Source organism: Edaphobacter sp. FHG110511_03 (assembly GCF_059115365.1).
In genome coordinates this window covers 355,938-377,991 of record NZ_JBZYWL010000001.1, presented here as the reverse complement: position 1 = coordinate 377,991, position 22,054 = coordinate 355,938, and the positions used below count along the sequence as shown (strand labels likewise).

General features: G+C 60.1%; 17 protein-coding genes. 9 read left to right on the top strand and 8 right to left on the bottom strand.

The features are described 5' to 3' along the window. The first annotated feature begins 4 nt into the window (after positions 1–4). Both AC5S26_RS01395 and AC5S26_RS01390 read left to right on the top strand, forming a co-directional pair. Entirely contained in the window at positions 5–1,192 is a 1,188-nt protein-coding gene (locus AC5S26_RS01395) for a hypothetical protein (protein WP_494183054.1), read from the top strand. A 99-nt stretch (positions 1,193–1,291) separates the two neighbouring features. Continuing rightward, positions 1,292–3,046 (top strand): L,D-transpeptidase family protein, encoded by a 1,755-nt coding sequence (locus tag AC5S26_RS01390; protein WP_494183053.1) that lies wholly within the window; start codon positions 1,292–1,294, stop codon positions 3,044–3,046. An 87-nt stretch (positions 3,047–3,133) separates the two neighbouring features. Here AC5S26_RS01390 and AC5S26_RS01385 read toward each other — a convergent pair whose 3' ends face one another. Beyond that, on the bottom strand, positions 3,134–3,730 hold the full coding sequence (locus AC5S26_RS01385) for a hypothetical protein (protein WP_494183052.1): 597 nt from the start codon (positions 3,728–3,730) through the stop codon (positions 3,134–3,136). Positions 3,731–3,758: 28 nt separating this feature from the next. Between AC5S26_RS01385 and AC5S26_RS01380 the strand changes: the two genes are divergently transcribed. The 3 genes from AC5S26_RS01380 to AC5S26_RS01370 all read left to right on the top strand — a co-directional run bounded on the left by AC5S26_RS01380 (position 3,759) and on the right by AC5S26_RS01370 (position 6,374). Beyond that, complete coding sequence (locus tag AC5S26_RS01380; RefSeq protein ID WP_494183051.1) at positions 3,759–4,508, top strand: YdeI/OmpD-associated family protein; 750 nt, start codon at positions 3,759–3,761, stop codon at positions 4,506–4,508. Between the two features lie 52 nt (positions 4,509–4,560). Then, a complete protein-coding gene (locus AC5S26_RS01375) occupies positions 4,561–5,565 on the top strand; it encodes a potassium channel family protein (RefSeq protein ID WP_494183050.1) in 1,005 nt (334 codons plus the stop codon). Positions 5,566–5,696: 131 nt separating this feature from the next. Further along, positions 5,697–6,374 carry a VOC family protein gene (locus AC5S26_RS01370; RefSeq protein WP_494183049.1) on the top strand — a complete coding sequence of 226 codons (678 nt, stop codon included), beginning with the start codon at positions 5,697–5,699 and terminating at the stop codon, positions 6,372–6,374. Positions 6,375–6,831: 457 nt separating this feature from the next. On the opposite strand, the gene AC5S26_RS01365 is transcribed toward AC5S26_RS01370, so the two are convergent. Next, positions 6,832–8,964, bottom strand: a complete 2,133-nt coding sequence (locus tag AC5S26_RS01365; protein ID WP_494183048.1) for a glycosyl hydrolase family 18 protein — start codon at positions 8,962–8,964, stop codon at positions 6,832–6,834. A gap of 76 nt (positions 8,965–9,040) precedes the next feature. Further along, a complete protein-coding gene (locus tag AC5S26_RS01360) occupies positions 9,041–10,351 on the bottom strand; it encodes an MGH1-like glycoside hydrolase domain-containing protein (protein WP_494183047.1) in 1,311 nt (436 codons plus the stop codon). A 92-nt stretch (positions 10,352–10,443) separates the two neighbouring features. Here AC5S26_RS01360 and AC5S26_RS01355 point away from each other — a divergent pair, with 92 nt between their 5' ends. Together AC5S26_RS01355 and AC5S26_RS01350 are read left to right on the top strand one after the other, a co-directional pair. Then, on the top strand, positions 10,444–11,661 hold the full coding sequence (locus tag AC5S26_RS01355; RefSeq protein ID WP_494183046.1) for an A/G-specific adenine glycosylase: 1,218 nt from the start codon (positions 10,444–10,446) through the stop codon (positions 11,659–11,661). Next, on the top strand, positions 11,658–13,340 hold the full coding sequence (locus AC5S26_RS01350; protein WP_494183045.1) for a M28 family peptidase: 1,683 nt from the start codon (positions 11,658–11,660) through the stop codon (positions 13,338–13,340). Before AC5S26_RS01355 ends, AC5S26_RS01350 begins: the two co-directional genes overlap by 4 nt. Before the next feature lie 63 nt (positions 13,341–13,403). Here the strand turns inward: AC5S26_RS01350 and AC5S26_RS01345 are convergent, their stop codons facing one another. The 3 genes from AC5S26_RS01345 to AC5S26_RS01335 form a co-directional block, all read right to left on the bottom strand. After that, the gene (locus tag AC5S26_RS01345) at positions 13,404–13,826 is read right to left on the bottom strand and encodes a DUF1761 domain-containing protein (RefSeq protein WP_494183044.1); all 423 of its coding nucleotides are present in this window, start codon (positions 13,824–13,826) and stop codon (positions 13,404–13,406) included. Between the two features lie 101 nt (positions 13,827–13,927). Next, positions 13,928–16,189 carry a GH92 family glycosyl hydrolase gene (locus AC5S26_RS01340; protein WP_494183043.1) on the bottom strand — a complete coding sequence of 754 codons (2,262 nt, stop codon included), beginning with the start codon at positions 16,187–16,189 and terminating at the stop codon, positions 13,928–13,930. Between the two features lie 24 nt (positions 16,190–16,213). Then, entirely contained in the window at positions 16,214–17,596 is a 1,383-nt protein-coding gene (locus AC5S26_RS01335; RefSeq protein ID WP_494183042.1) for an MFS transporter, read from the bottom strand. A 346-nt stretch (positions 17,597–17,942) separates the two neighbouring features. Here AC5S26_RS01335 and AC5S26_RS01330 point away from each other — a divergent pair, with 346 nt between their 5' ends. Continuing rightward, on the top strand, positions 17,943–18,368 hold the full coding sequence (locus AC5S26_RS01330; protein WP_494183041.1) for an OsmC family protein: 426 nt from the start codon (positions 17,943–17,945) through the stop codon (positions 18,366–18,368). Between the two features lie 493 nt (positions 18,369–18,861). Here AC5S26_RS01330 and AC5S26_RS01325 read toward each other — a convergent pair whose 3' ends face one another. After that, on the bottom strand, positions 18,862–19,638 hold the full coding sequence (locus tag AC5S26_RS01325) for an SDR family NAD(P)-dependent oxidoreductase (RefSeq protein WP_494183040.1): 777 nt from the start codon (positions 19,636–19,638) through the stop codon (positions 18,862–18,864). A gap of 111 nt (positions 19,639–19,749) precedes the next feature. On the opposite strand from AC5S26_RS01325, the gene AC5S26_RS01320 reads away from it, so the two are divergent. Further along, positions 19,750–20,193: a winged helix-turn-helix transcriptional regulator gene (locus AC5S26_RS01320; RefSeq protein WP_494183039.1), complete on the top strand. Its 444-nt coding sequence runs from the start codon at positions 19,750–19,752 to the stop codon at positions 20,191–20,193. Between the two features lie 217 nt (positions 20,194–20,410). Here AC5S26_RS01320 and AC5S26_RS01315 read toward each other — a convergent pair whose 3' ends face one another. Then, the gene (locus AC5S26_RS01315; protein WP_494183038.1) at positions 20,411–21,694 is read right to left on the bottom strand and encodes a class I SAM-dependent rRNA methyltransferase; all 1,284 of its coding nucleotides are present in this window, start codon (positions 21,692–21,694) and stop codon (positions 20,411–20,413) included. Positions 21,695–22,054 lie beyond the last annotated feature (360 nt).

The following is a 22,054-nucleotide window of genomic DNA, read 5'->3' as shown; positions in this document are numbered from 1 at the left end:
TAAGATGGGCTGGCCTCAGCGGCTGGCAGCGTTGCTGCTCGTGCTTTTTCTGTCGCAGTGTGTCTGGGTCATCTCCCGTCAGCAGCTCTCTACCGACGACTATCGTTTTGCCCGCTGCGGACGCGAGATGTGGGAGCGTCCCTCTCCACTCGCTGGCTACTTTACCTCCTGCGGCAATCTCAATGGCGACGGAACCTTCGGCTACCGCGTTGCCGGCTTTCCACTTACCGCCCAGAGGCTGGTCCTGCTTGCCGTCGATAAGCTGCGCAGCCCGGAGAATCGTCTCTACGCCGCCGGCGCGCTGAACGGCTCCACCTGGGAGGCGCGGCATGAGCTATCCAGCGTCAAATATCTCCTTCATCTCCCCTTCGTCTTCTTCGCCCTCTGGCTCGGTGGTGGACTGTGGTGGGTATCGCGGCGGCTCTTCGGAAACGAGGGTGGTTTCTTCGCGCTGGGCCTCTATTGCTTCTGTCCGGAGATCGTCCGGTATTCCGTCACGCCCAATAACGACGTCCTCGCCATGTGGGGACTCTATGGCCTCGTCTATACCGCAATCGGTGTCGCCCACGCCCTGCAGGGGCCTCGACGCAAGTGGCGTCCACGCATCGCCCTGCTGACCGTCGCTCTCGGCCTTACTGCCGCGGCTCATCTGCTGGCAGCCATGGTCGGCTTTCTCGCTGCCGTAATCCTCATGATGTACCTCTCGGAGCGCCGCCGCAGCCACGTCCTGCAGATTCTGATCTTCTCTGCTGTCGGAGCCGTCGTCGTATTGCTGGCGTCCTACGCCTTCCGTCTGGCTTCTTTCAGCTATGTCTTCACCGGTGGCGGCGCGCGCTTCTGGTTCTCGCTTCAGCCTGCGCGAAATTTCTTATCGGATCCCTCCAACGCGGCCATCGTCATCGCCCTTGCCGTTTCGGCGGTTCTCTATCTGGGGGTTCGCCGCTGCCGCTACTTCGGCAACACTTCGCCCCTGCTCCTGGCGCTGGCGCTGTTTCCGCTTGTTACCACCCAGGCCGTCTCGCGGCCGTGGTTCTGGGCCCTTCCCTTCCTATTTACCTTCCTCGGAGGGGTTTTCGCGGATATTCTGGAGACACGCTACCGCAAGCTCTTTCTCGTGCTCACCGGCCTCATTCTCGTCACGCAGGCCGCCCTGTGCATCACACAACTAAACGCTATTGCTCGACAGCTCTAGTCTTGCCTTCGGCTAGCCCCGAATCTCCGGCAAGAGCCTGCATCCCATCGAGCAGCAGTACCGATTCGCTTCAAATTCCTCAGGATGGTCCATCTTCCGATGAAGGCTACTCTTCGTTCTGCCGGCGCCTTGTGTGTCTTTTCTCTTCTTCTGTCTGTCTCCGGATGCCATCGCCATCGCAAGACCACCTCGGCTCCCAACACCACCGATTACTCCGACAGGCTCCAGACGATGGTCGCCTCCAGCAATCTTTCCTTCCTTCGCTGGCCCAACATCTCGGACTATCAACCGTTGGTCAAGACCTTCTATGACGACCGCAACTACGAGATCGCCTGGACGCGCGACGGCAAACCCACCCCTGCGGCCAATGGCTTTATCCGGGCGTTCACCGAAGCCGACACCAAGGGCCTCAACCCCGAGGACTACGACAGCTCCCGCTGGCCTGCGCGCATCAAGGCGCTCTCTTCCAAAGAAGAAGAGAGCATCGCGCAGTTCGACGTCGCCATGACGGTCTCGGTCATGCGCTTCATCTCCGATCTCCGCATCGGGCGCATCAATCCGCAGCGGTTCAACTTCGGCATCGACGTGGCCAATAAGAGGTACAACCTCGCCGAATTCGTCTCCGACCACGCCGTCGATGTCACCGATGTGCCCACGCTTCTCTCCACCGTCGAGCCCGACTCCGATCTCTACCGCCGCACCGAGCAGGCGCTGGCCCAATATATCGACCTTGCCAAGCGCCAGCCCGACAGCCCCGCCGCCACTCCGCTGCCCATGGTCACCAAAGCCCTCGGCGTAGGCGACCCTTATCCGGCCGGCAATCTGCTCGAGCAGCGGCTCGTCTTCGAAGGAGACGGACAGGTCACCGCCGGGGATGAAGGAAACGAAGATCCGGCCGATCGCATCTCGAAGGCAGCCAGCGAAGGCCTCAAAGCCTATCAGGAGCGGCACGGCCTCGCGGTCGACGGAAAGCTCGGCCCCGAGACAGTCAAAAGTCTGAACGTGCCCATGTCCCAACGTGTCATGCAGCTGCAGGATGCCCTCGAGCGTTGGCGCTGGCTGCCGGAGCCTTATCTCAACCCGCGCCTGATGGTGAACCTCCCCGAGTTCGTCCTCCGCGGCTATAGCCCCGAACACAAGCTCGACTTCACCATGAAGGTCGTCGTCGGCAAGGTCGTCGGCGAGCACCAGACACCCGTCTTCGCGCACATGATGCGCTACCTCGTCTTCCGTCCCTACTGGAACGTCCCCACTGACATCGCCCGCAACGAGCTGGCCCCGAAGATCGCGGCGAATCACGGCTATCTTGAAAGCCACAACTTCGAGGTCATCAATGGCAAGGGGCAGATCGTTCCCAGCTACACCGCGAAACAGGTCGCGCAGGGCGGCGTCATCGTTCGCGAAAAGCCCGGCCCCAAAAACTCCCTTGGCCTGATCAAGTTCATGTTTCCCAACCAGTACGACATCTACCTCCACTCCACGCCAGCCACACAGCTCTTCGATCGCACCCGGCGTGACTTCAGCCACGGCTGCGTGCGCGTGCAGAAGCCGGATGAGCTCGCCACTTGGCTCCTCGAAGGCCAGAAGGACAGGGATGGCCAGGATTGGGATATCGACAAGGTCCACGAAGCCCTGAATGACGGGCCCAACAACCACCAGGTCAACCTCAAGACTCCCGTTCCCATCGTCATCTTCTACGTCACCGCCGAGGTCGAAGAGGATGGCCACGTGCATTTCTTCAACGACATCTACGATTACGACGACGCTATGGGGAAGGTGCTCGCCAAGGGACCGCCCTATCCCACGAAACCCGATCCCGCCATGCCCAAACCCAAACCCGGCGACACCGTTTAGTTGCAGATTGCACGGGAGTGGGTGCCCCATCTAAGGCCAACGATTCGATGACAGGATGACTGTTGGCACCCACTTTCGCAGAAGTTGCTAGCCTGCCGCGACCTTCACTTTTGCTACTGAATCATTTGCGATCACGCGTCGCAGGGCGAACGATCCCAACAGGCCTGACGACACCCCACCCACGACTCCGATATAAGTCCAAAGCGTGGCGTCTCCAGCGAGTCCGCCACCGAATGCCGCCATAAGCTTGCCAGCGATGGGGAGACCCGATCCCACCGTAACAATTCCGGCGCCCGCGGTCGTCGCGGCCAGGGCAAGCACCGCTTGCATTGTTCGGTTTCGAAGCGCCAGGCCCAAACTCAGGCCGAAGGCAAGAAACGCTGCCAGGATGTCGAAAGGGATTCCGGCCAGAGACCACACACCGAGAAAAGCCACGGTCGCCAAAACGCACGCGCGAAAGACTGGCGCTACACCGGATTGAAACAACGCCGGTGCCGACTTGCGCTGACAGAAAAAGATGATCGCTGCAGCCCAGCCGAAGGAAACGATGTGGGCAATCCACTGGACGGGCGTCATCGTGTTGCCGTGCAGACCGGTCAATCCGTGAGCCAGGAAAGAATGCGTACCCAAACCGATGGACATACCGACAACATTAGCGACAAGCCACCGTCCGAAGATGTTCATTGATCAGTCACACCTCAAAGTGCATCACATGCTATCTGTGAGTCGGTCCGGAGACAATCCGGAAATTTCGAACGTCAACTGCGAGGCGGAAAACTCGCTGACGATCGTCACAGAAGAGTTCCCCATAAACTCGCTCCGCGATAAACTGCTCGCCATGAAATCTGCCGATTCCTTCGATCCTCGCGTCGACGCCTACATCAATAAGTCCGCTGCCTTCGCGCAGCCCATCCTCACGCACCTGCGTGAGCTCGTCCACAAATCCGTCCCCGACATCGAGGAGAGCATCAAGTGGTCGATGCCCTTCTTCACTTACAAGGGCCAGATGTTCGGCAACATCGCCGCCTTTAAAGCCCACTGCAGCTTCGGCCTGTTTGGCGGAGCCATGAAGGCCTACCTCGAAGAGCAGGGCATCGCGAAAAACGGCAACATGGGAGCGATGGGCAAGATCACTACCCTCAAGGACCTCCCACCCAACAAGGTCCTCACTGCCTACTGCAAGCAGGCCGCAGCGTTCATCGACGAAGGTGCCAAAACCATGACGCGCCCGAAGAAGGCCGCCAAACCTGCTCCTGAAATCCCCGCCGAGCTCGCCGCCGCTCTCAAGAAGAACAAGGCTGCCACAAAAGTCTGGAACGACTTCGCCCCAGGTTCGCAGCGCGAGTACGCCGAATGGATCGCCGACGCCAAGCGTGCCGAGACCAAAGAAAAGCGCATTGCCCAGGCCATCGACTGGATCGCCGAAGGCAAGCAGCGCAACTGGAAGTACCAGAACTGCTGACCCAGCCAAGCTTGCAGGGAACGGATTCAGGACCTCGATAGGGAAGATCCCGATGCCAGCACGTCTGCTTCACCGCATCCTTTTGATCTTCGGGTTATTGAGCTTCATCCTGCTCGTTGGAACAACCGGCTTCGTGTTCATCGAAGACTATTCCTGGTTCGACGGCTTCTACATGACCCTGACCACGATCACCACCGTGGGTTATGCGGAGGTTCGGGCTCTCAGCCACGCGGGGCGCGTCTTCAACTCGTTCCTGATCGTCTTTGGTGTGGGTACGCTCTTTGTGGCAATCGGTGCCATGACCCAGACTATTATCGAACTCGAGTTGCAGGACCGATATGGCAAACGCAGAAAGAAACGCATGATCGAGCATCTGCACGACCACTTCATCATCTGCGGCTTCGGTCGAGTGGGCCGAAACGCCGCATATGAATTTCAGCGGGCCAACGTTCCCTTTCTGGTGATCGATCGCAGCGAGTATCGCGTTGAGAAGGCAACGAGCTCGGGAATGCTTGGGATTGTCGCCGATGCCACGCATGACGACAGCCTCCGCGAAGCGGGAGTCCTTCGCGCCACGGGATTGATTGCTGCACTGCCCTCCGACGCCGAGAATCTGTTCATCATCCTCTCGGCGAAGACATTGAATTCGAAGCTGACCGTCGTCACGCGAGCCTCCGAGGAAGAGGCCGAGGAGAAGCTGCGGCGCGCGGGTGCCGATACCGTCTTCACTCCGCATTCGATGACGGGACGCCAGCTCGCCGATTCGTTGCTAAGGCCCCACGTGGTGGAGTTTATGGACTTCGGCAGAAGTAACATCGGGCCAGGGGTCAGAATGGAACAGGTCTGCGTAACTCAAAACGCAGAACACACGCACAAGACCCTCGGGCAGTTACTGGAGTTGCGAAAGTCGGGCGTGATCGTGCTCGCGATTCGGAAAAAGAGTGGCGAGACGACGTTCAATCCGCCGCCTGAATTTCAGATCTCGGCGGGCGATTTTCTGATCGTGATGGGGGAGCGGTCAAACCTCCAGAGGTTGGAACAGATTCTCACCAGCTAGCCCAGGTTGATGCGGTGCCCCACATCCCTGTTCATCGAATCTCTCGCTTTGTTCTGGCATACTGGCTAAGGTTGAATCACGCTTCAAGTCATCAATCTGCGTAACGGGCCACTCTGTAAGGAGAACAAGCCATGACACCGCCTGAAGCCACGCCCTCTTCTCTTCCATCCTCGCCTTCACCGATGAAGCTCGAAATCGTCGTCATCCCCGTCTCGGATGTCGATCGCGCAAAGGAGTTCTACGCGGGGCTCGGTTGGCGCCTTGACGCCGACTTCGACAACGGAACCGACTTCCGCGTCATCCAGTTCACGCCCCCCGGCTCCGGATGCTCCGTCATCTTCGGCAAAAACGTCACCGCAGCTCCCCCCGGCTCCGCCCAGGGTTTGTATCTCATCGTCTCCGACATCGAAGCCGTACGGGCCGAGCTGATCGGTCGCGGTGTCAAGGTCAGTGAGGTGTTCCACAACGAAGGCGTCTACGCAGGCCCCGACGATCCCTACCTCTTTGGACGGCTCCGTGTCAGCGGCCCCGATCCCAACCACGGCAGCTACCGCTCTTTCGCCTCCTTCAGCGATCCGGACGGCAACGGCTGGCTCTTCCAGGAGCTCACGACGCGGCTGGCCGGTCGCATCGACTCGGGGATAACGAGCTTCGCCTCGGCCGCCGATCTCGCCGCCGCACTTCGTCGCGCAGGCGCAGCCCACGGCGAACACGAAAAACGCAACGGCGGAAAGTACGACGAAAACTGGCCCGACTGGTACGCCGAGTACATGGCCAGCGAGCAGTCCGGCAAAGAGCCGCCGCAATAACGCCGACTCTTTGGAAGATCGCCGAGTGCCGGATGCCTCGCATCTCGAATCAGAGATGTGGATTCATTCGAGCGAAAGCTCGAACCGTCTTTCGCCTGTGTCACCCCAAAAGTGTCATCCTGAGCGAAGTGGTTCGCAACGCGAATCACGCAGTCGAAGGATCTGCGTCTGGCCGGGCCACAACACTGTCAAGACCCTTCAAGCCTGAAACGAACTCGAATTCTCTGATAGGCGCAATCGGATCAATACTTTATTCCAGATCACACGATCTCTTAAAACTGCCGATCAGTTACGCCCGATTCGCTAAACTATTCATAGCGAAAAGAAAAATAAGATGGCCCGGATCTCAACCCGGGGCCATAAGCATTTCAGAATCAATACTTTGAAGCTTAACCCCATTGAATCAAGACTTTACGAAGATAGTCCAGGCCTAAGCCAAGCAAAATCAATACTTTGCCTACTTTTCGTGGGGAGGGGGGTACCCGTGCAGCAGCGGCCCCACCGAGTTGGAGAAGTTGTAGTTCCCCCGCCGATCGCCGTCGATCGTCCAGAACATCGCGCCGATCATCTCCGGATAACCTCCGGGTTTGCGCAGCCTGTACCGCGTACCCGCCGGAGCCTTGCCGGTGATAATGTAGGCCATCGCCTGGTCTACCTCCGACGTCTCTACGTCGCCAACCAGGAAGCCCACTGCAACCTGCTTCGCCGGAAGCGGCGGAAAGAAATGCGACGCATCGCCGCCGACGTTGAAGCCGTGCAGCAGCAGCTCTGTCATCGCGGCGTGATAGTCCACGTGGCCAGCCTGGTAGATCTCGCCATCCAGTCCCTGGAGCGGTGGTGTGTTGTAGTCCTGCACGTCGATGAAGGTAAGGATGTCGCGGATCGCGTAGGTAATCGCAAGGTACGACCCGAACTGTCCGCCGTAGCTGGGATAGCCGCCCGGAATCTGCGTCCCTTCTGGAACCAGAGAGATCATGAACTGCGGCCCGAAGTGATCGTGCAGCTGCCGCAGCGCGTTGATCAGGTTCACAATCGAAGGCGTGGTCGGATGCTTGAAGTCGGTGTCGCCCGGATCGATCGACAGCGAAGGGCTCTCGAAGTCGATGTCGATTCCATCGAAGCCATACTCTTGGACGATCTTCGTCACCGACGAAACATAAGTCGGAACCCGCGCCGGGTCTGCCAGGGTGAAGTGTTGTCCGCCGCCGCCGAGCGAGATCATCACCTTCTTGCCCTTGCTCTTCAGGAAGGCGACATCGGCCTTGAACGTCGCGTCGTCCATCCCCGTCGGCGGATGGAACTGCATCGTCCCTTCGGGCGCATTCTTATCCGGCGTAGCGAAGGCTACAAGGATGTAGTCCCACTGCGGCGAAACCTCTCGCAGCGAAAACGTGGAGTTGGCGCTCCCATAACCGGCCCAGTAGCCGATCAGCTTGTGTCCGTTCTCCTTCGCGGGCGGCACGATGGCCTCCGCGGTGGGCTTGTCAGGAGCGGCGGAACCGGCGGCGCGGCGTTCCGGGCACGGCTTCGCAGCCTCCGTCAGCACCTTCTCGTCAGGGAAGCTGTACGTGCTGCCCAGGCTGTCCGACGAGCCGAGGTACCACGGCATCAGCGCGACATTCTGTACGTGATACGCTGCGCTTCCCGCGCCAACCGCAAAGGGCTTCGACTCGGGAAAGTTGTTCTTCAGGTTGGTGTCCGTAGGCTGAAGCTGAAAGTAGGTCGAAGCCACCCGCGTGCCTCCGCAGCGGCCGCCATCGCCAGGCCGCATCGACGCCGGTCGCATCCAGCTGACCGGGTTGCCGGGCGCGGAAGCGGGATTCAGGTGCTGATCGTACAGCTCATGCTGATAGAGCGGATCGAACAGAGGGTCGTTGACGAACTCGGCCAGCTGCTGCGTCAACGGCTGCACGTCTTGATCGATGATCACAGCAGGAGCGCGACGCAGATAACTCGCGAGCACGAACGAGTTGCCGGTCGCCCGGTCCACACCGTGCGTCCCCCACGAGCAGCACACCGTGGCATCGCCCATCGCATAGAACGTGGTGTTGTGGGTGATCGCGAGAACCAGCTTGCCGTCCTGCTTCGGAAGCTGCTTGAAGATCTCCTTCTGCAGGAATTCGAGATCGACGACGGCAGCCGCCTCGCCAGTCGCCTTTGAGGTAAGCACATAGCCGTAGCCCACCGGGATCGTCACCTTCACCGGCTTTATCTCCGGCCTGCCCAGCAGCGTGTGCCAGTCCTTCGACGAGGGAAAGGTCGTACGCAGCATCGCGTCGAGGTACTGGGTCGTGCCTGCCGCTCCGAAGTGGAAGCGCGCAAAGACCGGCGATCGCAACAGCGCCGGAACGTCCGCGTCCGCGCTCAGGGCGAACGGCTTGCCCGCGACCTTCTTCGATTCGAACGACAGGGTCACCGGAGCCACGACAGTTGCCACGGTGGTTGTGCCGCCCTTCGCCGGGTCGCTGCCCACAAGCGTGTACGAGTTCGCGCCCACCTTCTGCACGAATGTGGGAACCGTTCCCTGTGCCGCTGCCGAAGCAAGCGATGGAATTAAAAGCAGGAGTAGGCCGAGCGTCTGGAATCTCATGGGCAAGTCATCTCTTCTCTGAAAAGGTGAAGCCAGCATCGTTCAACGCGGTCGCGATAGGCAACGGGCAATTGACCTACACGGCCGGAGCACGGTCCAGCCTGCGAGCGTAATCCAGAAACACCAGCGCTGCCGGCGAGTAACCGCTAGGATCTTTCTGAGTAAAATCGCCGGTCATCGGATCCATCTGCTGCCGGAACTCGATGTTTCGCATAATCGCCTCGCACCACTTGTGCATCATCTGCTTCAGTTCAGCGCCCTTGCCGTAGTGGTCCATCCAGCGCGGAGCGCGCAGCGCCGTCAACGCTTGTGTGGCTCCACCCCAGCTATTGCGCGGAATCGGCCGGACGAACGTCGGATCGTCCATAGCGACCGAGGTGAGGGGATAAGGAGCCCAGAACGCCTTCGGGTTATGGATCTGCCTCGTCCACACCGCTTCGAAGATCGTGCGGTCATGCGCGTCCGACATCTTCAGCACGTGCTCGCCCAGCACGCGGCTGATCACGTCCGAACGCACCCGGACAAACTTGTTTTCGCTGTCCAGATCGTAGAAGGCGGCGTCTTGCGGGTCATAGAGCTTGGAAAGAATCAACAGGCGCAGTTCTTCGGCTTCGGTCTGCCATCGCGCGGCCTCGTCGGGCTTGCCCAGGGCCTTCGCCATGGCAGCCAGTGCCACGCGTCCACCGAATACCGTCGCCGAAAGATCGGGACACAGCCTGGGTACGCCAACGCCCGCCGGAAACTTTCGTGCATCCGCATCCGGGCAGCGATTCGGAACACCCTTCCACCTCGGGCTATTGTCGTGCCCCGTGTCGTACGTGCAAAAGCCTTCTACCAGTCCCGTTCCGCGCGTATTGCGATATCTTCGCAGCCACGCATCCCAGCGGCTGCAGGCCTTGTAGGCCGTTACCAGCAGCTCGTCATCGCCTGTAAGCTGCGAGAGCTCCCAGGCCGTCGCGGCGATCGGAACCACCATCTGGATCTGTCCATACCCTGCCTCGCTCATCTTGACGGATGCGGGTAACTGGCCATCCTCTCGCTGCAGCGCAAAGAATGCCATATGGTTGTTCTTCGCCGCGGCGAGCGGAGCCTTCGCGGGATCGCTCGCGGAGACACACTTTGCCAGCGTTCCGTAGACCAGTCCCTCGTGTGGACCGCACTCCTGCCAGATCCCTGGATAGACGGCTCCTTCAAAGAGGACAGGCCGATCATAGCTCGGCACTGTTCGGATGTTTCCTGCCAGGCACGTCAGCGCCGCCTTCCACGTCTCGTGCCATCGAGCCTCATCCGTCACAGAAGCGGGCGTACTGGGAGTGCCTGTCTGTGTGGCCCATGAAAAGGGCCCTGCAGCCTCCAGTCCCGCGGCCGCGGCTACAAACCGGAGCACGCTTCGTCTCGTTACTCTTGATGTAGGAAAAGGCGCTGGTTGCATACTTCTCCATAGTACGTCTTCACGAGAGGCGATAGACTGACCTCCGCATGCAAGCTCGACAGCGCCCTTTTCCCAACGACGAGCCCGAGGCGAAGGCTGCCGCCCTTACCCAGCTTGACCCTCCCGTCTTTCGCAGGCGTCTCATGAACTGGTATCGGTTGCACGCCCGCGAGCTTCCCTGGCGCGGAATCACTGATCCGTACCGCACCTGGGTCTCCGAAGTCATGCTGCAGCAGACCCGCGTCGCTGCGGTCATCGAGCACTACCACGCTTTCCTGCGCCGTTTCCCCACAGTCCTTTCGCTTGCCCTCGCAGAGGAAGAGGAGGTTCTCGCCGCCTGGTCTGGACTTGGCTACTATCGCCGTGCACGCATGCTCCACAAGGCCGCGAAGTTTATCACCGAAGAGCGTGGCGGTGTGCTGCCTCATACCTCCGCCGAACTCCGTACCCTCCCCGGCATCGGCGAATACACCTGCGCTGCGATTGCCAGCATCGCCTTCGGCGAAAGCATTCCCGTCGTCGACGGGAACGTCGAGCGCGTCCTCCTCCGCCTGCTGGGCCGTCCCAAGGATGGAACCCTGGTCAGCAGAACCTTCCTGCAGCGCCAGGCCGCATCTCTGGTCCCGCGCCGTCGCGTCGACCCGAAATCCAACGCCGCCGGCGATCACAACCAGGCCATGATGGAGCTTGGCGCCACCATCTGCACGCCCCGTGCCCCTCTCTGCCTCAATTGCCCTGTCTTTGCGATGTGCAAGACGCGCGGAGAACACGTCACTCTTCTACGCGCGGTCCAGCGCAGCCGCCCGGTCGCACACCTGCTCTCGCTGCGTAAGCGTGGCACCATCACCGAGGTTCTGCTCGAGCGTCGCGCGAACGATGTCAGCCTGATGGCCGGCATGTACGAGCTTCCACCGCTTCCCCTCGACGTCATCGAGGGCCGTGAGCCCATGCTTCGCGTGCGCCACTCCATTACCAATACCAACTACTATGTGCAGGTCTTCGCTCCTCGCGGCAGCAACGACCGCGCTCTGCGACGCGCCGTTCCCGCGGCCCGCGCCGACCTTCGGTGGGTCCGCACCAGCCGCCTGCCCTCGCTTCCGCTCACAGGGCTCGCCCGCAAGATCCTTCAGCGCCTCGATGTCATGGAGATTCGTTCCGTGCGCTTGCCTGAGCCTGACCCCGCTCCAAGTCCCAAAAAGGGAAGCACATCGCGCCCAGCCTCTAAACTAAAGTCATTGCCTCGACTCGCAGGAGCCCACACGTGAGAACCATCCGCATCACCGTCCTTCCGCTTCTCATGCTCTCCGCCGCTGCACTCGCGCAGACCATTCCTCCTGCGGTCAAGTCTGCAGAAGCTGCGGTTGACGCCGAGAAGATTCGTGCGCACGTCAAGTTTCTCTCCGACGATCTGCTGGAAGGGCGTGGACCCGGAATGCGTGGGGGCGAGATCGCTGCAAAGTACATTGCAACGCAGTTTGCGCTCTATGGCCTCAAGCCCGGTGGCGATGACGGCACGTATCTGCAGCAGGTCAACTTCGTGGGGACGAAGACCATCGGCGACAAGACGCACTTTTCTCTCGTGCCGAAGAAGCCTGAAGGCGGCATATCCATCATGCTCCACTCCTACGATCTCACTTATGGCGACGACTACACCGTCAGCAATCGCAAGCTCACGCCATCCGTCGACATCAACGCTCCGATCGTCTTCGTCGGCTATGGCGTGGTAGCTCCGGAGTTTGGCTGGGATGATTACGCCGGCGTCGACGTCAAAGGCAAGGTTGTTCTCTGCATCGTCGGAGATCCTCCGTCGGACGATCCGAAGTTCTTCGGCGGAAAGGCGCTCACCTACTACGGTCGTTGGACCTACAAATTCGAAGAGGCTGCCCGCAAGGGAGCCATCGGCGCGCTCATCATTCATCGTACCGATCTTGCCAGCTACGGTTGGGACGTAGTGAAGAACTCCAACACAAGTGAGAAGACCTATCTTCGCGACAACAAGGATCCGCAGCTCGCAGCCGCAAGCTGGATCCAGCTCGAAGTGGCACGTACGCTCTTCAAAGCTGCAAACCTCGATCTTGACACCGAGATGACCGCCGCAGGCAAGAAAGGCTTCAAGGCCGTCGAGCTTCCCGTCTCGCTCGAGGCTCACATCGAAAGTACGGTGCGCAGCTTCCAGTCGCCTAACGTCGTCGGTATTCTTCCCGGCGCGAATGTGGCCGAGCACAAGCCCGACCAGGCGGTAATGTATACCGCACACTACGATCACCTCGGCTTCGTGCCCAACATGGCAGGCGACAACATCTACAACGGGGCTGCCGACAATGCTACCGGCTGCGGCATGCTGCTGGAGATGGCGCGCGCGTGGGCGGTCTCAGGCATCAAGCCGCCACACTCTGTCATCTTCGCCTCGGTCGCGGCAGAGGAGCAGGGATTGCTTGGCTCGGAATATCTGGGCCAGCATCCCCCGGTTCCGGCATCGCAGATTGCGCTCGACATCAACTACGATATGATCCTTCCCGTCGGCATTCCGCGAGAGGTCAATGTCAACGGGGCTCAGCGAACGACCTTTAATTCGACCGTTGAGGCGACGGCGAAACGCTTTGATCTCACCATCACTCCCGACGCACATCCCGAGGCGGGCGGCTACTATCGCTCCGACCACTTCTCGCTCTCCCGCGTCGGCATTCCCGCCTTTTCCGTCGATCAAGGGGAGCTCTTTGACGGCCACGACGAGGCCTGGGGCGAGGCGAAGGCGAAGCAGTTCGTCGATCACGACTATCACAACTTCTCCGACAACTATCATGCAGATTGGGACTTTGCAGGCAACGCCAAACTTGTACGCTTCGGCATGGAGCTCGGCTGGGAAGCGATCTCTACCCCTAAGGTGATCCAGTGGCTTCCCGGCGATGAGTTCGAAGCCGCCCGCAAGGCTTCCGAGAAGTAGTTGCACGTTGTCAGTTGCGGGGCACGTCAGCTGCGTCAACGCAGAACCTGCAGCTGACAAATTTCACTCGACCTTCTTCGTCCATCCGCCCAGCACCGCGCCCATCAGAATCATTCCTACCAGGCAATAGCCTGTGTTGATGGCAAGGATCTTTACTCCACGACCTTCGAAGGCATATTCGGTCGCAAAGGTGGCGAAGACCACGCAGAACCACAGGATCACCGCAATCTGAACTCCTCGCGCGATCGTCAACGGCCCTGTCGCCTGGATCAGCCATGAAAGAAACAAGGCCAGGGCGAGCGTCATCATCAGAGCAATCCCATAGGCCAACGCCGGACTCACGCCGCTCATCTGCAGCTGCTCCATCGTGCGGCCGATTCCTTCCAGCCACGCGCTGCGGAACATCGTGAACCACACCGCCCCCAGTCCGAAGTAACAGAGGGTCGCAACGATAATTGCCAGGGGATAATGACGCACGCTGTTCATGCAGAATCCTCGATCTTTCGAAGTCTGGAAAACGTAGTCAGGAAAACTGGCGAAATTGTAGTCAACCGGGAGCAGGAAAGGTCAGAAAATCGACAGTGCCATTAATCTTTAATGGCCTTCCCTCGCCACTCGCTCGCCCACTTCGAGGGTTTTGCTCCCATCACAAACTCCAGCGTCGAGCCCCGCATGATATCGCTGTAGCGCACCACCGGCTCGTTGAGCGCCTTTCCGTTCAGCGCCGCCGACTGGATATACATATTTGTGGCGCTGTTGTTCTTCGCCACCACCGTAAAGGTCTTTCCATTCGCCAGCCGCAGCGACATCTTCCCAAACATCGGGCTGCCGATCATGTACTCTCCGCTGGCGGGATTCACCGGGTAGAATCCCATCGCCGTAAACAGGTACCACGCGGACATCTGTCCGCAGTCGTCGTCGCCGTCAATCCCCGAGGGCTGGTTCGCGTATTCGGCATTGGCGATCTCGCGCACCTTCGCCTGTGTCTTCCACGGCTGGCCGCTGTAGTCGTACAGATATCCGTAGTGATGGCTCGGTTCGTTGCCGTGCACGTTGTGCTTGCCGGCGAAGTGCTGGTCGAGCTTCGCGTTGTACTTGTCCGCTCCTCCCATCAGGTCGACGATGCCGGCGATGTCGTGGAAGGCGCCCCAGGTGTAGACCCACGCGTCGCCCTCGGTCCAGCCTGAGACAGAGCGGTTGGTGGGGTTGTCGCGGTCTCCGCCGATCGGAGCCCACTTTCCGTCGGAGGTCTTGCCGTTCATCAAGCCGAGTGAAGGGTTGTAGAGATGCTTGTAGTTGAGGGAGCGTTTGAGGAAGAACTCGTAGTCCTTCTGCCGGCCCAGAGCCTTGGCCACCTGAGCGACACACCAGTCGTCGTAGCTGTCTTCGATGGTGCGTGAGGCGGCTTCATCGGTCTTGTCGGTGGGAATGTAGCCAAGCTGCTTGTAGTAGGTGAGGCCCCCACGCGCCTCGTAAGGCGTGTGCGGCTCGCGGTCCAGCCAGCGACGCGTCGTGTCGCCGTCCGGCGGAGTCATCGCGTCTTTGTACACCGCATCCCACGCGGTCTTACGGTCGAAGCCGGTAAAACCCTTCGCAATGGCTTCGGCTACCAGCGAGTCTGCGTGGGTGCCGATCATGATGTTGGTGTACGACGGATTCGGCCACTTTGGCATCCACCCGCCTTCCTTGTAGTTCTGCAGCAGCGCGGTGATCATGCCGGGCACCCGTTCCGGGGCCATCAGGGTGATCAGGCTGTTCTCTGCGCGGAACGTGTCCCAGATCGAGTACGCCGTGTACGACTCGCCCTGGTGAACGTTGTCGTCAAAGGCGCTGTAATACCTTCCGTACTCCGAGAAGACGCGGGGATACAGCAGAGCGTGATAGAGGCCGGTGTAGACGATCTTCTTCTGATCAACGGTTGCGCCTTCCACGCTCACGCGGCCCAGCTTCTCGTTCCACATGGCTCGTAGCTTCTTCTGTACGCCGTCGAAGTCCCACGCAGGAATCTCTTTGCGCAGATTCTCGCGTGCCTGCTCGACGCTGAGGAACGAAGTTCCTACGCGCGCCTCGACGACCTCGCCGGAGTTGAACTCCGCATACGCTCCGTGCGAACCTGCGCCGTCCATTCCGTATGTCTTCGCATCACGCCACGCTTTGCGAAACTCGACGACGAAGTAGCCTTTGAAGTTCGGCAGTGCGAACGGCCCAAGCCCGCGGTCGGTGCGATCGGGGTTGTAGCCGGTCAGCTCGTGACTGCCTGCGTCGATCTTCGCCTCGCCCGCGACTCCAGGCCGTGAGGCTTCCATCAAAACGCGTCCACTCACGCCTTTGGGAAAGGTGAAGCGCATGTAGGCGCAGCGCTCGGTCGCGGTCATCTCCGCTCGGACGCGGCTGCCGTCCTTCGCCGTCATCCAGACGGAGTAGTAATCGGGCCGTGTGATTTCGTTCGCGTGAGTGAAGCGCATCTGCCGCGCCTCGGGTGTCGTCGCCAGCGAGCCGACCTGGGGGACCAGCGTTACATAGCCGTAATCACCCATCCAGATCGCGGGCTGGTGCGTTCCCATGAAGCCCTGGATCACCGTGTCCTCGTACTTGTACGAGACGACGCTCAGGCGGTTCTGCCGCGTCTGTGCGGTCCAGTTGGTCATGCCGAACGGTGGCGTCACGAACGGCATGGTTCCGCCGTAACCGATCGGCCCTGAGCCGGTGCCGATGTACGGATTTACCCAATCGACTGCATCGTGAACCTGTGCGCGGGCGCTTGCAGCGGTCACCAACGTCAGCGCCAGCGCTCCGTGCCGCAGCGTTACTCTGCCGATCCTCTTCAACGACGAATATTTGTTTCTCATCGCTGATGACGATACCAGAGGAGGCTAATTCCCTGACAAAGTCTGCTCGGATGCGTCCGTGGCCTGTTCGGCTCCAGGAAGGATTCCCATCTCGATATAGATGGGCTTCATCACGCGGCGCACGGCTCGGAGCTGGGTCGTAAACCAGATGCCTCCCAGAACGCATGCGCTTCCGGTGATGATGACGGTGTGCGGCGCTCCGAAACGACGCGCCAGTGCTCCGGCGAGGAGGCTTCCAAAGGGCGCCATTCCGACGAAGGCCATCGTGTAGTAGCTCATCACGCGACCGCGTTTGTCCTCGGGCACCAGTGTCTGGATGACGGTGTTGCTGGCAGCGAGCCCCTGCATCATGCCGAAGCCTGTTACAAGCAACACCAGCAGCGAGAGCGCGAGGCTTCGTGACAGCCCGAAGAGAATCAGGCCGCCGCCGAAACAGAAGGCAGAGACCTGGATCATCGTCGTCAGCCCGCGCACTGACTTGCGGACCGCCAGCGAGATGGCAGAGGCCAGCGCGCCTACTCCCGAGGCTCCGGTGAGGAAGCCGAGCGTATGCGGCCCGCCATGCAGCACCTGCGCAGCGAAGATCGGCATCAGCACCATGAACGGCATTCCCATCAGGCTGATGAGGGCGAAGAGCGTAAGAATGGTGCGGATGGGCCGAAAGCCGACGACGTACGACCATCCCTCTTTCAGTTGTCCCAGCATGGAGGCGGTGGGCCGCTCGCTGGCGATGCGGGGAACCCTCATCATCAGCAGGGAGGCGACGACGGCGATGTAGCTGGTTCCGTCGATCAGGAAGCACCAGCCTTCTCCCACTGCCGCGATGATGAAGCCCGCGATCGCCGGGCCGATGAGCCGGGCGAGGTTGACGATCGAAGAGTTGAGCGCGATGGCGTTACCTAGATCTCTCTTGTCCGGCTTCTCTCCCTCGCTGCTCACCATCTGGATCAGGAAGGACTGGCGCCCTGGCATGTCGAAGGCGTTGATGAGGCCTTGGAAGATGCTGAGCGCGAGGATCTCGTGGATCGTGATCACCTTGGCCAGAGTGAGCGTAGCCAGCAGGAGCGACTGAATGCCGGCGAGCACCTGGGTCCACACCAGCAGCCTGCGGCGGTCCATGCGCTCGACGATCACTCCCGCGAAGGGAGCCAGCAGGAAGGTCGGAATTTGCCCGGCGAAGCCGACGACTCCCAGAAGGAAGGGAGAGCCGGTGAGGCGATAGACCAGCCAGCTGGTGGCGATGCGGGTGATCCAGGTTCCGATCAGCGAGATGCTCTGGCCGGTGAAGTAGAGCCGGAAGTTGCGATGCCTGAGGGCGCGCCATGCGTGCGCGAAGCGGCTGCCTCGCCTCCGGGTGGCGGTTTCAGGTTCGAGTGCCGGTGCTCCCGCGGTCTGCTGGGATTCCATTCCGTCTCTTAGGATGATCGCAGAGCGCTATTCACGCCACAGGCACGTGACGGCTCAGTAAAAATCCGCGCAGCTCAGAAAGTATCCACAGGTGCGGCAGACCAGCTTGCAGCGACTGTCCTCGAGGCGCGAGGAGCAGGTCGGGCAGTAGACCTGGTGATGTTCCGCGGGCAGAGAGCATTGTTCCGTGCTCTGCTCCTCCGCGGAGTCGTTCATGACTGAATCCAGCCTGGACATTCCGTAAGGCTAACCCAGTTTGCAGAATTTTCAACCGCCAGGTTCCGACAAGGATGCATCGAATCATGTACCGTCGGAAAAGCGGTTGAAACAAATAAGGAGAACTTTCATGGATCGCAGCGCAAGCGCCATCTGGCACGGCACCCTCAAAGAGGGTAAAGGCACCATCTCGACCCAGAGCGGCACGCTCAAGGATACGCAGTACAGCTTCGCGGCTCGCTTCGCCGACGGCGTGGGCACCAACCCGGAGGAGCTGATCGCAGCTGCGCATGCCGGTTGCTTCACCATGGCCCTGAGCGCCCAGCTCACCGAGGCCGGATTCAAGCCGGAGTCGATCGAGACCAAGGCGGTGTTGACGCTGGACCTGCATGGCGAAGGTCCGACGATCACCAAGATTCACCTGACCAACACGTCAAAGATTCCGAACATCGACAAGGCGAAGTTCGACGAGTTGGCCCACAACGCCGAAATCGGCTGCCCGGTCTCGAAGGTTCTGAAGGCGGCGGAGATCACCCTGGACGCGAAGCTGGTCTAGGGCCCCCTGGTATCGATTTGGTGCAAAGTCTTCATCTGTAATGGCTTAGGCTCGGACTAAGTTTGCAAAGTCTTGCAAAAGAAGGACTTGCAGTCAAAGTATTGCAAACAATCGATTTAAAGAGATAAAGCCTTGAGAGTTCGTCTCAAGGCTTTTCTTTTTCTCTTTCTTTATTGTAGGCCTAAGGATGGAACTGATCGGCAGTCGCGATCTTGTTTGGATTGTTAGATTTAGATGCGATTGCGACTTGACAGAGATTGACGGGACCTGTTGCAGTCTCTCCGGCGAGAGGTGCCTCAACCTGGTCGAGAACTGGATTTGGCATCCTGCGAAGAAATACAGGGATTCCCATTCGACTCCGCTCAGGGCAGGCTCTCGACTCGCTGCGCTCGCTCGGAATGACGTTTGTGGGGGCGAGGGGTTTATGTGAGGGCAAGCACCGGGGTTTTGAGGGCGGCCTGAGCTTTGCCCAGGCCGACTAGGGTGAGATGGATCAACCACGGGCTCCGGGGCCACCGAAGGGGGTTCCTGTGAGACCGCCATCGACGAAGAGCTCGACGCCCTGGACGTAGGAGGAGTCGTCGGAGGCCAGGAAGAGGACGGCCTTTGCGATCTCCTGGGCTTCGCCCATGCGACCCAGAGGAATCAGCTTCGAGAACTGTTGATCGAGGCCGGAGACCTGCTCTGTCGTACGCGAATCGTTACGAGACCAGATAGGAGTTTTGGTGGCTCCCGGGGCGACTACGTTGACCCGGATGCCGCGCGGGGAGAGATCGGCTGCCAGGGAGCGGGCGAGGGCGCGGACTCCGGCCTTGGTAGCCGCGTAGGCGGCGTAGCCGGGCTGGCCCAGGGTTCCGATGACCGATCCGTTGAGAATGATGGAGGCGCCGTCGTTCAGGTAGGGAAGCGAGTCTTCGACCGTGAAGAAGACGGAGGTGAGATTGATATCGATGATCTGACGGAAGAGCTCCTCAGAGGCCGAGCCTGCGGGAGTATTGCCGGGAATGCCGGCGTTGGCGAAGACGATATCGAACTTTCCAAACTTCTCCGCAGCGTTTTTGAAAGCATCTTTGCGCGCGGCCGAATCGGTAATCTCTGCGCGGAAGCCGTGCGCTTTCGGCCCAAGCAGCTTGAGCGCCTCATCGAGGGTCTGCTGATTACGACCGGTAATGACGACTTCTGCTCCTTCGTCGATAAAAAGCTTTGCCGTTGCCAGTCCGATCCCACTGTTGCCGCCGGTGATGAATGCCTTTTTGCCTTCGAGTCTCATCCTGATTCCTCTTTCTCAAAAGTCCTGGCCAAATCTTTGCAGCCATACTTTGGATGTGGAATGTGGTTTCAAGATGCAACTAGTTTTGATACACTGTTTCGTGAGGGGATTATGAAGCACAAGTCCAATCAAAGCAGTATTTGCCCGGTGGCCCGGTCGCTGGATGTGGTGGGGGAGTGGTGGTCGCTGCTGATTGTTCGCGATGCGATGCTGGGGGTGAAGCGATTCTCAGAGTTCGAACGCAGGCTGGGAATGGCGAAGAACATTCTGGCGGCGCGGCTAAAGCGGCTGGTGGAGTTTGGGATTCTGCGCCTGGTTCCGGCATCGGACGGTAGCGCCTACAGCGAGTACGAGGTGACGGAGAAGGGCGCTGATCTGCTGCCGACGATGGTGGCACTGCGGCAGTGGGGGGAGAAGCACATGTTCGGTAAGGGAGAGGATCACTCCGAGCTGATCGACGCGAAGAACCACAGGCCCCTGGCGGAGCTTGTTGTGCGCAGCGCGGATGGGCGGAAGCTGGGGATTGAGGATGTTGAGCTGGTAATGAAGCCGTGATTCGGCTCAGGGGATGCTGAACCTGTGGTTTCGGGCTGCGCTCGGGGGTGAGATGGATTTATGCCTTCGGCATTTGTGACGGCATGAGCGAAATACAGGGATTCCTCGGCTCGCTGCGCTCGCTCGGAATGACGTTTATGGGGTTAGGTGTGGTGGGCTGCTCGTGCAATGGCGAGTAAGTAGTGTCCGCTTGTGCAATGACGTGGAGTGGTGCCTGCTAGTGCACCCGGCAGATGAGGCATTTCAGATACGCGGTCTCGGGCAGGGTCAGGATCTCGGGATGATCCGGGGCCGCTCCCCGCACTTCGAGGACCTGTACGCGTCTTCGCGCATCGGAGGCGGCGGCTGCCACGACTCCCACAAACTCTTCGCGCCCGACGTGGTGTGAGCAGGAGCAGGTGACGAGCGTGCCGCCCGGATTCAGCATCCTGATGGCGCGCAGGTTCATCTCCTTGTATCCACGCAGCGCTCCGTCGACGGCTCGTTTGGACTTTGCAAAGGCGGGCGGATCGAGAACGATGGTGTCGAACTTCTGACCTGTGGCTTCATACTCCCGCAGCAGCTCGAAAGCGTCGGCTTCGATCCAGTCGACCTGGGCCTTGAGGCCGGGATTCAGGCTGAGATTGCGATCCGCTACTTCAAGCGCGGTAAGGCTTGCATCCACGCCGGTGACGACATCGCAGCGTTGGGCCAGATGCAGAGCGAAGCCGCCCTGGTAGGTGCAGATATCGAGGGCGCTTCCGTGAGCATGATGCGCGGCGGCGGCATAGTTCAGCCGCTGGTCGAGGAACGCGCCGGTCTTCTGTCCTGAGGTGGCGTCGTAATGGAAGCGGATGCCATTGATGGTGAACACCGTTGTCAGGTTTGCCTCTCCCTGGCTCCACAATGGCGCGGTCGAAGGTGCGGCCAGTTCTTCGAGCTCGCGAATTCTTGGGTCGGGACGCTCGATGATGGCGGTGAGAGTGCCGGAGAGGTGTTCGCGGAGAGTTGCGGCCAGTATCTCGCGAAGATCCTCCTGCGCGGTGCCCTGCGTGAGCAGTTGCAGGATCACAAGATCGTTGTAGCGGTCCGCCACGATTCCCGGCAGGTTATCTGCCTCGGCGAAGACCAGCCGGCAGGAGTCGTCCGTGTCAGACGGTGGCGCAAGCTCGGCGCGCAGCTTCAGGGCGGAGACGAGGCGTTCCCGGACATCGTTGAGATAGGCCTCGCGCGTCAGTCCCGGCTCGCTGCCTGTGATGCGGACGGCGATCTGCGAGGCCGAGCTGTAGAGTCCCGATCCCAGAGGGATTCCGCGCCCATCCACCACGGTCACGAGTGAGCCTGGGGCGAGATCCTCTTCGCCTTCGCGTGGGATCAGCGATGCGGCGTCTGTGCGGTAAACCCATAGATGCCCGGCGCGCAGGCGATCCGCGGCTCTTCGGGTTACAACAACAGCGGGTCCAGGTACCTTCACTTTTTCGGGCAATGCCTGGGGAATGCGATCCGTGCTTTCTTTAGCCATTGGTTAATGGTCGCACAGCGCGACCAGATCCATCGGCGAGCAGCCTCATCGTAAAAAAGAGAAGGACGATCTCTCTTGCGGGAGACCGCCCTGTCTTTCCGATTTTCGAAGATCCGGTTCGGAACCGAATCACAACGCTTTGGTATCCCGGATTGGTCCGGTACAGGCGAGCCGAAACCCGCCCTTCCCGTCTGTTTCCGTTATTCCGTTTTGTTGTAAGAGCTCTCTTGGTCTACCGCTCGAACATCCAGTTTCCTGTCCGCTCGGTTTTGAGTCCCGTTGCCGGTACCCCTCGATAGCCCTTGTTTACTCTCTCCTTCTGGAAGATCTCTCTTCCGATGAAAGGAACTTTACTCCGAA